Annotated in this window: 13 protein-coding genes and 1 pseudogene; 5 read left to right on the forward strand and 9 right to left on the reverse strand. The window is 69.1% G+C overall.

Going from position 1 to position 13425, the window contains the following annotated elements:
- Window positions 1-112 precede the first annotated feature (112 nt).
- Window positions 113-1525: a dihydrolipoyl dehydrogenase gene (gene lpdA, locus ACZ6D7_RS32305; RefSeq protein ID WP_469498494.1), complete on the forward strand. Its 1413-nt coding sequence runs from the start codon at window positions 113-115 to the stop codon at window positions 1523-1525.
- Window positions 1526-1984: 459 nt separating this feature from the next.
- On the opposite strand, the gene ACZ6D7_RS32310 is transcribed toward lpdA, so the two are convergent.
- Window positions 1985-2440 (reverse strand): amidase family protein, encoded by a 456-nt coding sequence (locus tag ACZ6D7_RS32310; protein ID WP_469498658.1) that lies wholly within the window; start codon window positions 2438-2440, stop codon window positions 1985-1987.
- 338 nt (window positions 2441-2778) lie between these two features.
- Window positions 2779-3093, reverse strand: a pseudogene (locus tag ACZ6D7_RS32315) (hypothetical protein); the annotation flags it as partial.
- A gap of 116 nt (window positions 3094-3209) precedes the next feature.
- Between ACZ6D7_RS32315 and ACZ6D7_RS32320 the strand changes: the two are divergent.
- Window positions 3210-3836 (forward strand): TetR/AcrR family transcriptional regulator, encoded by a 627-nt coding sequence (locus tag ACZ6D7_RS32320; protein WP_469498496.1) that lies wholly within the window; start codon window positions 3210-3212, stop codon window positions 3834-3836.
- 229 nt (window positions 3837-4065) lie between these two features.
- Here ACZ6D7_RS32320 and ACZ6D7_RS32325 read toward each other — a convergent pair whose 3' ends face one another.
- On the reverse strand, window positions 4066-4671 hold the full coding sequence (locus ACZ6D7_RS32325; protein WP_469498498.1) for a TetR/AcrR family transcriptional regulator: 606 nt from the start codon (window positions 4669-4671) through the stop codon (window positions 4066-4068).
- A 461-nt stretch (window positions 4672-5132) separates the two neighbouring features.
- On the opposite strand from ACZ6D7_RS32325, the gene ACZ6D7_RS32330 reads away from it, so the two are divergent.
- On the forward strand, window positions 5133-5984 hold the full coding sequence (locus tag ACZ6D7_RS32330) for an alpha/beta fold hydrolase (RefSeq protein ID WP_469498501.1): 852 nt from the start codon (window positions 5133-5135) through the stop codon (window positions 5982-5984).
- Between the two features lie 505 nt (window positions 5985-6489).
- On the opposite strand, the gene ACZ6D7_RS32335 is transcribed toward ACZ6D7_RS32330, so the two are convergent.
- The gene (locus tag ACZ6D7_RS32335; RefSeq protein ID WP_469498504.1) at window positions 6490-6630 is read right to left on the reverse strand and encodes a hypothetical protein; all 141 of its coding nucleotides are present in this window, start codon (window positions 6628-6630) and stop codon (window positions 6490-6492) included.
- Window positions 6627-7313: a glycoside hydrolase family 3 protein gene (locus tag ACZ6D7_RS32340; RefSeq protein ID WP_469498507.1), complete on the reverse strand. Its 687-nt coding sequence runs from the start codon at window positions 7311-7313 to the stop codon at window positions 6627-6629. Before ACZ6D7_RS32340 ends, ACZ6D7_RS32335 begins: the two co-directional genes overlap by 4 nt.
- A gap of 399 nt (window positions 7314-7712) precedes the next feature.
- Between ACZ6D7_RS32340 and ACZ6D7_RS32345 the strand changes: the two genes are divergently transcribed.
- Window positions 7713-8579, forward strand: a complete 867-nt coding sequence (locus ACZ6D7_RS32345; protein ID WP_469498510.1) for an alpha/beta fold hydrolase — start codon at window positions 7713-7715, stop codon at window positions 8577-8579.
- Window positions 8580-8926: 347 nt separating this feature from the next.
- On the opposite strand, the gene ACZ6D7_RS32350 is transcribed toward ACZ6D7_RS32345, so the two are convergent.
- Window positions 8927-9520 (reverse strand): TetR/AcrR family transcriptional regulator, encoded by a 594-nt coding sequence (locus ACZ6D7_RS32350; protein WP_261727524.1) that lies wholly within the window; start codon window positions 9518-9520, stop codon window positions 8927-8929.
- A gap of 85 nt (window positions 9521-9605) precedes the next feature.
- Between ACZ6D7_RS32350 and ACZ6D7_RS32355 the strand changes: the two genes are divergently transcribed.
- Window positions 9606-10238: an AMP-binding enzyme gene (locus ACZ6D7_RS32355; RefSeq protein WP_469498514.1), complete on the forward strand. Its 633-nt coding sequence runs from the start codon at window positions 9606-9608 to the stop codon at window positions 10236-10238.
- Window positions 10239-10394: 156 nt separating this feature from the next.
- Here the strand turns inward: ACZ6D7_RS32355 and ACZ6D7_RS32360 are convergent, their stop codons facing one another.
- The 3 genes from ACZ6D7_RS32360 to ACZ6D7_RS32370 all read right to left on the reverse strand — a co-directional run bounded on the left by ACZ6D7_RS32360 (window position 10395) and on the right by ACZ6D7_RS32370 (window position 13238).
- Window positions 10395-10796: a nuclear transport factor 2 family protein gene (locus ACZ6D7_RS32360; protein ID WP_469498517.1), complete on the reverse strand. Its 402-nt coding sequence runs from the start codon at window positions 10794-10796 to the stop codon at window positions 10395-10397.
- 322 nt (window positions 10797-11118) lie between these two features.
- Window positions 11119-11964, reverse strand: a complete 846-nt coding sequence (locus tag ACZ6D7_RS32365) for an SDR family NAD(P)-dependent oxidoreductase (protein WP_469498520.1) — start codon at window positions 11962-11964, stop codon at window positions 11119-11121.
- A gap of 206 nt (window positions 11965-12170) precedes the next feature.
- Window positions 12171-13238: an alkene reductase gene (locus ACZ6D7_RS32370; RefSeq protein WP_469498523.1), complete on the reverse strand. Its 1068-nt coding sequence runs from the start codon at window positions 13236-13238 to the stop codon at window positions 12171-12173.
- Window positions 13239-13425: the final 187 nt, after the last annotated feature.

The following is a 13425-nucleotide window of genomic DNA, read 5'->3' on the forward strand; positions in this document are numbered from 1 at the left end:
GCTGCGGGAGGTGGCGGATGCCGCCGCCGGCGTGTTGATGAACAGATCGTTCGATCGGGAGTGCGTCCGCCCCTCGCGGGGGCGGGCCGTCCCAGCGGAAAGGAAGCCGTCCATGGACGAGCAGGGTGAGCGCTTCGACGTCGTCGTACTCGGCGCGGGCCCCGGCGGATACGTAGCCGCCATCCGGGCCGCCCAACTGGGCAAGAGCGTCGCGGTCGTCGAGGAGAAGTACTGGGGCGGCGTCTGCCTGAACGTGGGCTGTATCCCCACCAAGGCCTTGCTGCGCAACGCCGAGCTCGCGCACATCTTCACCCGCGAGGCGAAGACCTTCGGCATCAAGGTCGAGGGTGAGGTCTCCTTCGACTACGGGGAGGCCTTCCGCCGCAGCCGGAAGGTCGCGGACGGCCGGGTCAAGGGCGTCCACTACCTGATGAAGAAGAACAAGATCACGGAGATCAGCGGTCGCGGCACCTTCCTCGACCCGCACACGCTCCAGGTGGCCGACTTCGACGGCAACACCCGCACCATCGGCTTCGATCACTGCATCATCGCCGCCGGGGCGAGCCCCAGGCTGCTGCCCGGCACCCGCCGCACGTCGCGCGTGGTGACGTTCGAGGAGCAGATCCTCGCCGAGGACCTGCCGCAGTCGATCGTGATCGCCGGTGCCGGCGCGATCGGCGTCGAGTTCGCGTATGTCCTGCACAACTACGGTGTGCAGGTCACGATCGTGGAGTTCCTGGACCGGATCGCCCCGCTGGAGGACGTCGAGGTCTCCGCTGAACTCGCCAAGCAGTACCGGAAGTTGGGGATCCAGGTGCTGACCTCGACGCGTGTCGAGTCGATCGACGAGTCGGGCGCGCAGGTCCGGGTCACGGTCACCGGCAAGGACGGCGCGCAGCAGGTCCTGGAGGCGGACAAGGTGTTGCAGGCGATCGGCTTCGCGCCGAACGTCACCGGCTACGGCCTGGAGAACACCGGCGTGCGCCTCACCGAGCGCGGCGCGATCGATGTCGACGGCCGTTGCCGCACCTCGGTTCCGCACATCTACGCCATCGGCGACGTCACCGCGAAGCTGATGCTCGCGCACGCCGCCGAGGCGATGGGCGTGGTCGCCGCCGAGACGATCGCGGACGCGGAGACCATGGAGCTGGACTACGTGATGATCCCGCGATCCACCTTCTGCCAGCCGCAGATCGCCAGCTTCGGCTACACCGAGGCGCAGGCACGGGAGAAGGGCTTCGACGTGCAGGTCGCCAAGTTCCCGTTCACCGCGAACGCCAAGGCCCATGGCCTGGGCGACGCGAGCGGGTTCGTGAAGCTGATCAGCGACGCCAAGTACGGCGAACTCCTCGGCGGTCACCTCATCGGACCCGACGTCACCGAACTCCTCCCCGAGCTGACCCTGGCCCAGCAGTGGGACCTCACGGTCCACGAGGTCGCCCGCAACGTCCACGCCCACCCCACCCTCGGCGAAGCGGTCAAGGAAGCCGTCCACGGCCTGGCCGGCCACATGATCAACATGTAGGGGGTGCTCGCCGCAGCGGCAACAGGGCCCGTTGGGGCTCGGACGGCTTCGCGCCCTCGAGCTTCCGAGGGCCCTGATCCTTTGGCGCGGGGCGATCCGGGGCGGGGGTTCTCGGAGGCATTTGAGAAGCTCGACGCCGAGATGTCCTTGGTTTCAGGCGTCTGCAAGAACGCGGGCCGTCAGTGTCGCCCCCAGCGTGACCACAAGCAGGTGGGTATCCGGGCTTCCCCGAACAGGAGGGCCCGGCAGGATCGCCCTGTACGAGATCTACGACCTGGCCACGACCTTGGCTGGGTCGCGATCCGGCTGGCTGCGGCGCCGAAGACGTCGTGTGCGATGCGGTCGTCGCTGACGAGGTCGCGGTGTGCTCTGGAGAGTGGCAGGCGGAATCCGGCGGCAGCCGTGACACGTGCGGGTCGGGTGGTGTGCGTCGTTTTCCTGGTTCCCCGGGTTGGGCGGTCAGATCTGGACGAGGGCCGGAGGCGGCACGAACCCGTCTACTTCCCGGCCGAGCAGCGCGGCGAATTCGATGGTGGTGAGATCGCCTCCGCTCGGGCCCATGGCCTGCAGCCCGATGGGCAGTCCGCTTCTGCCCTTGCGCACGGGGATGGTCGTTGCCGGTCCTCCGGAGACGTTGGCGACGGCGCTCCACTTGACCTGGTCCCAGTAAGGGCGTCGTACACCGTCGACCTCGAAGGGCCGCCCGAACCAGTCGATCAGTTTGTTGTGATGAGCGGGGGCAGCCGTCGGCGTGACCGGCATGAGCACGATGTCGAAGGCCTGGAAGAACTCGAACCAGCGCTGCCGGATCTCGTTGCGCACCATGTGGGCCTGCAGCCAGTGGAAGTGGGACTGGAAGGTTCCGCGCAGGGCGGGTCCGGCGTCGCCCCGCGGGTGCTGGACGAACCGGGCCAGGGTCGCGGCACTGGGGGCAGGGGCGAGGCCGGTGCGGTCGCCCGCGCCGGCACGTGATCGGCACCCAGGCCGATGACGAGGTCCCGGTCCTTCTCCGCCGCGTCGGCGATCACTGTCAGCCCGGCGGCCTTGGCCAGCTGCACCGCATAGCCGCCGACCGCACCGGCCGCGCCGGTCACCGCGACCGTCGCTCCGGGGGGCAGCTCAAGGGCGTCCAGCGCCGTCCGCGCGGTCAGCGCGCTCATCAGGAGGGTCGACGCCGCCGTCAGGTCGGCCCCCTTCGGCGCGCGGACCACCGATTCCGCGGGTGCCACCACGTACTCCGCCTGCGCGCCCAGTGTCAGTTTCGGCTCCAGCAGAGCTGTCACCTCGGCGCCGACCGCCAGTTCCGCGCGCACTCCCTCGCCGACCTCATCGATCACCCCGGCCGCGTCCCACCCCACCACGTACTCCTCGGCGGGCGGATACCTGTCGGGCAGTTCTTGGCCGCGAGCCCGAGCCGCGTGTTGACATCGGACGGGTGCACGGCGGCGGCGGCCACCTTGATCCGCACCTGTCCCGGTCCCGCATGGGGCTCCGGAAGTTCCAGTACCCGCATGACCTCCGGGCCGCCGAACTCGGTGAGACCCACGGCTTTCACCACGCCACCTCACGATCCAGAATCAGGCATTCCGACAACCCGAGACGGAAGTGTTCCGGGTTCACGGTGGACGCCAGCAGTCCGGATAGACTCGATACAAGATCGTCCCAGTGAGGGAAGAGAGCAGACATGCCCGAACCCGGTGCGCAACTGCGGCGTCCCCCGGGCGCCTCGGGCCCGCCACGTGACCCCGCCCGGGACGCCCAGATCCTGCGCGCGGCCACGGAGCTGCTCGCCGAGGGCGGATATCCGGCACTGACCATGGACAAGGCCGCGGCACGAGCCGGGGTGGGCAAGGCGACCGTGTACCGGCGCTGGAAGTCCCGCGCGGAGCTCGCCGCGGAGGCGCTGGACCACGCCGGTCTCACCGACGACCTCGTGCCGGTCACGATCGGGCCCGGCCGACTCCGCGAGGAACTCATCGCGACGATGACCCGCGCCACTTGGAGCCAGGACGCTTCTCGAGGCGACCTGCTCTCGGCCTTGCACGACACGGCTCGCCAGGAGCCGGAACTGTGCAGCCTCGTCCGGCAGCGCTATGTCGACTCCCTGCACCAGGCCGTCGAGGGCGTGCTGGCGCACGCGGTGGAGCGCGGCGATCTGCCGCCGCGTCAGGCCGATCGGTCAGGAGGTCACTCGATCGCGGTCTCCGCCGCCCTCGCTCTCCTGCTCCACTGGGGGCTTGTCCGCGACCGGCAGGTCGGCGACGACGACATCGCGGCGATCGTCGACGCCGTCCTCATGCCCTTGCTCTGACGGTCATGCGTACAGCGTCACCGGCAGGCGATTGATCAGACGCGTCCGGGCTCTGTGACCGTTGCGGCTTCAGGCCCCTGCGGGCAGGGGTGTCCGGTGGACGGGGCCGCGTGCAGGCTCCGGGTGTCGAGTGGACGCCTTTTCCCGTAGGGGTGTCGCGCCGCAGGTGAGGGGTTGGCGCGGCGTGGGCGGTGCGGCGCGCGCTCCGCAGTGTCTGTGTGTACGCCGGTCAGTGCGCCGTCCTGGTGTCCCCTTCGTGTTCGATGCCCAGGAGCGTGAGGGCGTTGTGGATGCCCTGGTCGAGGACTTGGTCGGCGAGCTGCGGGTCGGCGAGGGCCCGCGAGAGCTGGAGTGTGCCGGCCATCATGGCGTAGGAGCTGAGTGCCATGGTGCGGACCGAGAGCGGGTCGCCCGGCGCCAGGCGGGCGGCGATGCCGTCGGCGACCACCAGTACGCCCTCGGTGTAGGCCTGCTTGGTCGGGTGTGTGCAGCGCCCTATCTCGTCGAGCAGGGCGGCGGAGGGGCAGCCGGCGTCACGGCTGTCACGGTGCCAGGGGGACAGGTACCAGCGCACGATCTGTTCGAGGCCGGCGCGGCCCGGTTGTGCGTGCGCGACGATGCTCGCGTTCTGGGCCTGCAACTGGTCGGCGATCGTGGTGGCCACGAGGTCGTCCTTGGATGTGAAGTGGGTGTAGAAGGCGCCGTTGGTCAGCCCGGCGTCCTTCATGAGCGCTGTGATGCCCGAGCCGTCGATGCCGTCCTCCTTGAAGCGGCGGCCCGCCGTCTCGATGATCCTCCGCCTGGTGGCCTGCTTGTGCTCTTTCCTGTATCGCACCGCACACTCCTCTGCGCGCCGGGTGGGCCGCTCGCCCTCCGTCGGCTCCTCCAATGTATTATATTGTGAACGTAATTCAATTATCCCGGATTCCGGTGCCCTCGCGGCCGGTGCGGGGCCGCCGCCCCTCGGCCCCCGCCGCGCCGGACCGCTTGCGGTTCCGCGGCCGGGCCGCGGGCTCCGCTCACCACAGGAACCCTCTTGCGTACTCGAGTCGCCCCTGCTTAGTATTATGAACATAATTTAATTGTTCTGCGACTCGGCGCGGTGGATTCCGGGGTGATCGGAGCGAGCCGGTGACCGAGCGATCCGAGCAGATCGTCGGCCTGATCCACAGCCCTGGCTCGCCGCATGGGGCGCCGGCCGAGGGCAGCGACCCCGCAGACCCGGCATGTCTTGCGTGTGCTGCGTGAGCAGACCCGCGAGAACGGACGGGCACCCGCCCACAAGAGAAGGACGTCATGAGCACCTATCTGGCAGACAAGGCCGAGAACCTCACCGTGGAGGGGCCCTCCGCGACCTTCACCTACCGGCGCATGGGTCCGCAGGGCGGTGTCCCGCTGGTCCTGCTGCAGCGTTTCCGGGCGACCATCGACTGGTGGGACCCGGAGTTCCTGGACCACCTGGCCGCCGACCACGACGTGATCGTGTTCGACAACGTCGGCGTCGGCTACACCACCGGCGAGCCGCGCGACTCCCTCGACGGATTCGCCGAGGGCGCCGCCGAGTTCATCGAGGCCCTCGGCCTCGCGCGGGCCGACGTGCTCGGCTGGTCCCTGGGGGGTTTTGTGGCCCAGCGCCTGGCCGCGCGTCGCCCGGAGCTGGTGCGCAAGATCATCGTGGCGGGCAGCGGCCCGACCGGCTGGGTGCCCGGTGCGCCGGAGGCGAGCGAGAAGGTCCTGGGCATCATGGCCAAGCCCGACGCCGACCAGGAGGACATGCTGTACCTGTTCTACCCGGAGACGGAAGCGGCCCGCGCCTCAGGGCACGAGCACTTCGCCCACGTCGCGCCCCGGCTCGCCGCCGGTGGCCCCGCGGTCACCGAGGCGACGGCGCAGGGCATGCTCGCCGCGATCGGCCAGCTCCTGGCAGCCCCCTTCGACGAGGTACGGGCCGAACTGGAGTCCATCGAGCACCCCGTCCTGTACGCCAACGGCCTGCACGACGTGATGGTCCCCGCCCACGCGTCCTACGTCGCCGTCCAGCACCTGGCCGACGCCACCCTCCTCCTCTACGGCGACGCCGGCCACGCCTTCCTCTTCCAGCACGCCAGGGCCTTCACCAAGCAGGTGGCCGACTTCCTCGCCGCCTGAAGACGCCGACCGCGCCGCCGATCCCGAACCTCGGGCGACGGCCGGTCAGCCCTCGTGCAAGGGCCGCCTCACAGCCGTGAGGCGGCCCTTGCACGGCTCCGGCCGTCATCACCGTCGAGCCTGGGCAGCCGGTGCGTACCGGCGACGTGACCTCGTAGCGCTCCCCGACACGACAGGCGGCACGCATTACTGGTCGTCCGCCTGCCGTCGCCTCGTGCCTGCCTGCGGACAGGGGTCCGCGGGTCTGCTCCCGTCGCCGGCGGTGTCCGGCGACCGGGACTTTCGGCGGCACGCAATTTTGTCTCGGTGCCGGGTCTCACGAAGAGACCGTGAAGCGTCCCGTCCCGCGCGCTCACAGTGAAACGATCACACGCACCGGGCGTCACCGTGTTGCCGGGCCCGTCCAGGGGATGCCGTAGCGCTCGCTCCGCGCAGGTGGTCGACGGTGAAGGCGGCGGCGCGGAGGTCCTCGATGCGTGAGCTGCTGCCGAGCAGGAGATCGAACTCACCCGGTCCGACGACGCGGCGTCCCGAGCGGCGACGAGGGTGCAGTCACCGGCGGGAACAGGATCATCACCTCGACCCATTCGCCCGGCTCGACGCCGACCTGGGTGAAGGCCTTCACTTCGCGATCGGTCCACGTCACGCTCGTGACGCGGTCGGGGCATACGCCTGCGCAGTCTCCCGTGCGGGACGGCGGCCCGTCCTGGTCAGCGTCACCGTGGCCCGCAGCGTCCCCGTGGACGTGACAACGGATTCTGGATCGTCGGGTCCGAGTCGTGCACCGTCGTGCAGCTGAGACCCTCGCCGAAGGCGAACAGCGGATCCTGTGCCAGATCGGCGCATCTGTAGCCGTGCTGCCCCCGGACCTGGTTGGTAGCGGACCGGCAGCCGCCCGCTCGGCTCGATGCGCCCGAGCAAGAGCTCGGCGACCGCCCGACCGCCTGCATCCCCGGGGTGAAGGGCCTGGACGATGGCGCCGGCGCCGAGTGCCCGGGCGGGCAGGGGCGAGGGCTTGCCCTGGACCAGGACGACGAAGGGCCGGTCGAGCTTCCAAAGGGTGTCGAGGAGTGCGATCTGACGTCCCATGAGCTTCAGTGTCGCCGTGGAGCGGCCTTCCCCGGTCAGGCCGACGGTGTTGCCGACGAGCGCCGCAAGCGCTGCACCAGGTCCGCTGCGGGTGCAGGCGGGAGGTGCGCCGTACCGGTGGCGGGGGGTTCGGGGCTGAGGCGGGCGTCGTCGTGGTCCACGGTGCGGACTCCGGCCCGGCCCTCGTCCTGGAATCCGGGCGCAGCCAGGCGTCGTCCTCACGCCGGGCATCGATGCCATGACCGCTGTACAGATCGTCGGCTGTCACCGGTCCGGGGCCGGACGTCCGCGACTCGCCGGTCACGACCAGAGTCTCGCAGCCGCCAGCGCAGGTGAGCCGCTCCTGCCCTGGTGGTGCGCTGTGCTGTGCGCCGCGAAGCCCGGCGGAACCCGTGATTCCACAGCTGTGCATCTCGTTCGGCCCTACCACTTGCACCCTGATGAAAGTATGGTCATACTTCAATGGTTGACGGGTTGTTCAGAGACCTGATCCAGGCGGTTCTCCATGAGCCTCCTCTGACCGTCGACTCCGGACTGCAGCCGCGGCCGGGAGACACAGGAGCACCGCTCTGCGCCCACCTGCGAGGAAGCAGAAATTGGCGCACAGTCGCGGTAACCCATACATCGAAGGGCACGACCGTGAACACACGCGAAACGCATGGTGACGTGGTGACGTCGTACAAGAACGCGCAGACCCGCACCGTCACCGCCGACGGAGTGACCTTCGCCTACCGCGACCTCGGCCCCCGGACCGGCATGCCGGTCATCTTCATCACCCACCTCGCCGCGGTCCTGGACAACTGGGACCCCCGGGTCGTCGACGGCATCGCCGCCAAGCACCGGGTGATCACGTTCGACAACAGGGGCGTGGGCGCCTCCACCGGCGTGACGCCGAAGACCATCGAGGAGATGGCCAAGGACGCCGTCACCTTCATCCGGGCGCTGGGCTTCGAGCAGGTCGACGTCCTCAGCTTCTCGATGGGCGCCATGATCGCCCAAGTGATCGCCCAGACCGATCCGCAGCTCATCCGCAGGCTGATCCTCGCGGGCACCGGTCCGGCCGGAGGCGAGGGCATCAAGAACGTGACCCGGATCTCGCACTACGACACCCTCCGGGCACTGCTCACCCTTCAGGACGTGAAGATGTTCCTCTTCTTCACCCGCACCGCGAACGGGCGCCGGGCCGGCAAGGAGTTCCTGGCCCGCCTGAAGGAGCGCACCAAGGACCGGGACAAGGCGATCCGCCTCACCTCCTACTTCTCCCAGCTCAAGGCCATCCACCGCTGGGGGCTGGCACGGCCGCAGGATCTGTCCGTCATCCGGCAGCCCGTGCTCGTCGCCAACGGTGACAACGACAGGATGGTTCCGACGTCGAACTCGTACGACATGGACCGGCGACTGCCGAACTCCGAGCTGGTGATCTACCCCGACGGCGGACACGGCGGCATCTTCCAGTACCACGAGCAGTTCGTGCCGACGGCTCTCGAGTTCTTCGGCCGGCCGTAGGACCGCGGTGCGGTGTGCGTACGGGGCCGAGGACGCTGACTCAGAGCCGTGACGCCCGGCGGGCGTCACGGCTCTCGTCACGTGTACGGCGTAACTGACCTGCTCGCCTCTCGGCCCTGCGGCGCCGAGGCGGTTGCCGTGCAGGATGGCGATGCGGAGACCGGTCGACGTCCCGTTCGGGCACCAGGACCCAGGCCCAGGACCTGCACTGCCGCTACGGCGTATCTCGAACGGGCGCAGAGTCAGCCGCCGTACGAGCGCAGGACCCCCGCGCCGGCCGCTCCCGAGATCGCAGTTGCCCCGGGGGCCAGCCGCTCACGCGGCACCGGCGTCCCGGCCGTGCCAGGTCATCCAGCCGGTGCTGACGTGCATCGCGCGATGGCGAGGGCGTTCTCGATTCCCTGCTCGAGGACCTCGTCGGAGAACTTTTGGTCGGAGAGCGCGCGGGACAGCTGCAGCGTTCCCACCGCCAGGGTGAAGAGCCCGACGGCCTGACCGCGGGCGGACTGCGGATCCTCGGGTGCCAGGCGGGCGGCGAACTCGTCCACGATGGCTTTGGCGCCGTGGGTGTAGGCGTCCTTGGTTCCGTCACCGCAGCGGCCGATCTCGTCCAGCAGGGCGGCGTTCGGACAACCGTTGCCGGGGTTGTCCCGGTGCTCGGGCGACAGATACGAGCGGATGAGATCCTCGAGGCCCTCGCGGCCGGGCCGCAGCGTGCCGAACTGCTCCACCTGCGCGCGCAGCTGCTCGGCGACGACGTGAGCGACGAGGTCGTCCTTGGACTCGAAGTGGGCGTAGAAGGCCCCGTTGGTGAGTCCGGCGTCCGACATCAGCGTGGAGATGCCGGAGCCGTCGATGCCATCCTGCTTGAACCGGTGGCCGGCCCGCTCGATGATCCGCTGCCGCGTCACCTGCTTGTGTTCCTTGGTGTAGCGCGCCACAGGGTTCCTCCCCAACGTTGCCGGACCATTGCCTTGTATCTCATCCTAATCTATGGTCTGACGCACGTAATATTATGGTCGGCAGGTGATTGCTGGCCGATCTATCGTCACGATCCTCGAAGGCTACGGACTGTCCGAGACCTCGCCGATCGCGTCCTTCTCCCGTTTCGGCGAGGAGCCCCGCGTCGGTTCGATCGGTGTGCCCGTTCCGGGCGTGGAGATGAAACTCATCCGCGATGACTGGTCGGATGCCGAGGGTGGCCCCGAGGAGATCGGGGAGATCGCGATCAGGGGACACAACGTCATGAAGGGCTACTACAAGCGGCCCGGCGCGACGGCCGAGGCGATCAAAGAGGGCTGGTTCCGCTCCGGCGACCTCGCCCGCAGGGACGAGGACGGCTTCTACTACATCGTCGACCGGTCCAAGGACATGATCATCCGGGGTGGCTTCAACGTCTACCCGCGTGAGATCGAGGAAGTCCTCATGGAGCACCCCTCGGTCTCCCTGGTCGCCGTGATCGGCGTACCGCACGAGTCCCACGGCGAGGAGATCAAGGCCGTCGTGGTGAAGGAGGCAGGCAGTGACACGACCGAGGACGAGCTCGTGGCCTGGGCGAAGGAACGGCTCGCCGGGTACAAGTACCCGCGCATCGTCCAGTTCGTCGACGAACTGCCCCTGACCTCCACCGGCAAGATCCTCAAGCGCCACCTTTCCTGAGCAGGCTGTCTCGGCCAGGGCGGCCGAGCCAGGTGGCAGAATCAGGCGGTCCGAACCGAGGTGTGTCCGGATGCGATGGCATCGCGCACGGACCCAGCTCGGGGAGACCACCCGGTATCCGGTGCAGCGCTCACGCGGCTGGGTGGGTCTGTGGCGTCAGAGCATCGTGTTGTCGTTGGCGGAGACCTCCGGCACGTTCTGTCCGGCGAGCCAGTGCTCGACGGTCTTCTGGTCCCGCACCCGGAAGAGGTCGACGACCGCCCGCCCGCGAGTGTCCGGCGCCGCGGTGCAGTGGCTGTGGTACTCCGAGCCCACGTACGCATCGACGGCGGTCAAGTCTTTGCGGAACGGCAGCTGGTCGACGTAGGCGGTGACCAGCTGCTTGTTGTACGAGGTGAGCCACCGTTGTCCCGGCGACGAGGTCTGCGGATGGCTGAGCGTGGCGAACACGTCTTCGCTGTCGGTGGCGGTCGGCACCTCCTGGAGGATGTCCTCGTGCTCGGCGATCCTCCCGTCCTGGAAGTGCCAAGATGCCGAAGACGGTGAGGCTGCCGACATGGCCGGCCTCGTCGAAGGGCTCGGCTTCGAGGAGGCCGCGGTGGTGGGTCACGACCGCGGCGCCCGCGTGGCACACAGGCGCAGTACATCGAGCACCCGCTTCCCGACGCCACCGCAGCCGGAACGGCCACCGTCCGCCAGCGGTACAGCCCTGGTGTTCGCACGACCGCCGCTGAGCGCTCCGCTTGAGGTGCCGTGTGGTGCCGTCGTTCGGCTGCGGCGCCGTTGTGGCTGGTCGCGCCCAAGCGGCGGAGCCGCATATGTCACAGCCCCGCGCCCTTTGAAGGCGTTGGCGAACCGTAGTCGACTTCGCCCGGCCTGCTTAGCGGCCTGACCGCCCGTCGAGCTTGCCGAGGATCGCGTGCACCACGCGATCACGTGCCAGACGCCCGTCGATCACCGGGTTGATCACTCCTCGCAGCACGGACAGCGGGGCCCAGCGAGCCGGCCGGATCAGGCGGGGTGAACGGTGTTCGATGGCCTGCACGACGGATTCGGCGGCCTGGTCCGGCTGCAGGCGCTTGAGCAGCGGCCGCGGCGATGTCCTGGCCAGGATCTCAGTGATCGCAGGATCCGCGTCGACGCCGTTTCTGATCATGTCCGTCTGGATCAGAGAGAAGTAGGCGGTGGTGGCGGAGGCGCCGTGGGGGGCGAGTTCCACGCGCAGTCCGCGCCCGAGCTGCTCGACCGCGGCCTTGCTCATGGCGTAGGGAATGGCCCCCACGCCGTTGAGGAAGGCGAAGACCGAACTGATCAGGACGACCTGGCCCTGGTTGGCGATGATCTGTTCCATCGCCGCGTTGACGGTGTTGACGACTCCGTTGATGTTCACGGCCAGCACCTTGTCGATCGCGGGTGCGGGCGTGGCACGAAGTGTGGAGCCCCGCCCCATGATGCCGGCGTTCGCGATCGCGATGTCGACCCGCCCGAACCGCTCACACAGGTGGGCCACGGCATCGTCGAGCGCGTTGCGGTCGCAGACGTCCGCGGTAAAGCCGACGACGTGGGACGACGAGATGCGGGCTGCGATCTCCGGCGTGTCCCGACGCAGATCCACGATGCCGACCCGGGCGCCGCGGGAGAGGAGGGCCCGGGCCGTGGCGCTGCCGAGTCCGCCGGTGCCGCCGGTGATGAGGACGACCTTGTCGGCGAGTTCGTATGCCGTCATGCGGATGCCTCGTCTTCAGTCATGGGATGGGGCCGGGTCCACGTCCGGTGCGGCGAGTCCGGATTCAAAGCCGCGGGGCGGGACCTCGTGGTCACTCGACGGCATACCGCTCGCGTCGCGAGCGCATGTTCACCGCTGCCTGGCTGTGCCGTGCGTACGCCGAAGCGCCCGAGGAAGGCGATTGCCTCGGGCGCCGGGCGCTTGGGTCAGGCTGCGTAGGTGGGGTAGTCGGTGTAGCCGGCCGCGCCACCGCCGTAGAAGGTGGCGGGGTCGGGGGTGTTCAGGGGTGCGCCGGCACGTACGCGCTCGACCAGGTCGGGGTTGGCGAGGGCCATGGAGCCGACCGTGATGACGTCGGCGATGCCGTTCTCGATGTCCTTGGCGCGGGTGGCGATGTCGGTGCCGGCGCGGTTGAGGATCAGCGTGTGGGGCCACAGCTCGCGCAGTGTGCCCAGGAGTTCCTCGTCGCCGCCGTGGCCGATGTGCAGGTAGGCGAGGTCCAGGGGCGCGAGGGCGCGCACCAGGTGCGGGTAGAGCTCGTGAGGGTCGTTCTCCACGAGGTCGCTGACCTGGAAGGGGTTGCCGGGGGAGATGCGGATGCCGGTGCGGCCGGCTCCGATCTCGTCCGCCACCGCCGTCGCGACCTCCACCGCGAAACGGATGCGGTTGTCGAGGGAGCCGCCGTACTGGTCGGTGCGCTGGTTGGCGCTGGGGAAGAGGAACTGGTTGACCAGGTAGCCGTTGGCCCCGTGGATCTCGACGCCGTCGGCGCCGGCCGCGATGGCGGCCGCGGCGGCCCGCCGGAAGTCGTCGACCGTCGCGGCGACCTCCTCGGTGGACAGTGCGCGCGGCTGGGGCATCTCCTGCATTCCGGAGCCGGTGAACATCTGGCCTGCTGGCTTGATCGCCGAGGGGGCCACCGGCTGCCGGTGGTGGGGGGTGTTGTCGGGGTGGGAGATGCGCCCGGCATGCATGAGTTGGATGACGATGCGCCCATCGGCCTTGTGCACGGCGTCGGTGACCTTGCGCCAGCCCGCGATGTGCTCGTCGGTGTAGATGCCCGGGGTCACCGGGTAGCCCTGGCCGTCGGCGGAGGGCTGGGTGCCCTCCGTGATGATCAGGGCGTGCGAGGCGCGCTGGGCGTAGTACTCGGCGTTCAGCTCGGTCGGCACGCCGTCCGGGGTGGCTCGGCTGCGGGTCAGGGGGGCCATCGCCAGACGGTGCGGCAGGGAGATCTTTCCGGCGACGGTCGGGGTCCACAGGCTGTCGAGCATGCGTGATTCCTCAGGTTGTTGGTGGCGGACATCCGGCAGACCTGCGTGCCGGGCGGTGCATCCGATGAGGCATGTGAATCCGATGAGGCATCCGCCATGAGCATGGGCAAATTAAATTACATACGTAATGCTTTACTGGTGGTGGGCGGCGCAGGAATGTCCGGAGCGACCGTCGGCCGGGGACGTG

The organism is Streptomyces sp. NPDC041784 (genome assembly GCF_055591025.1).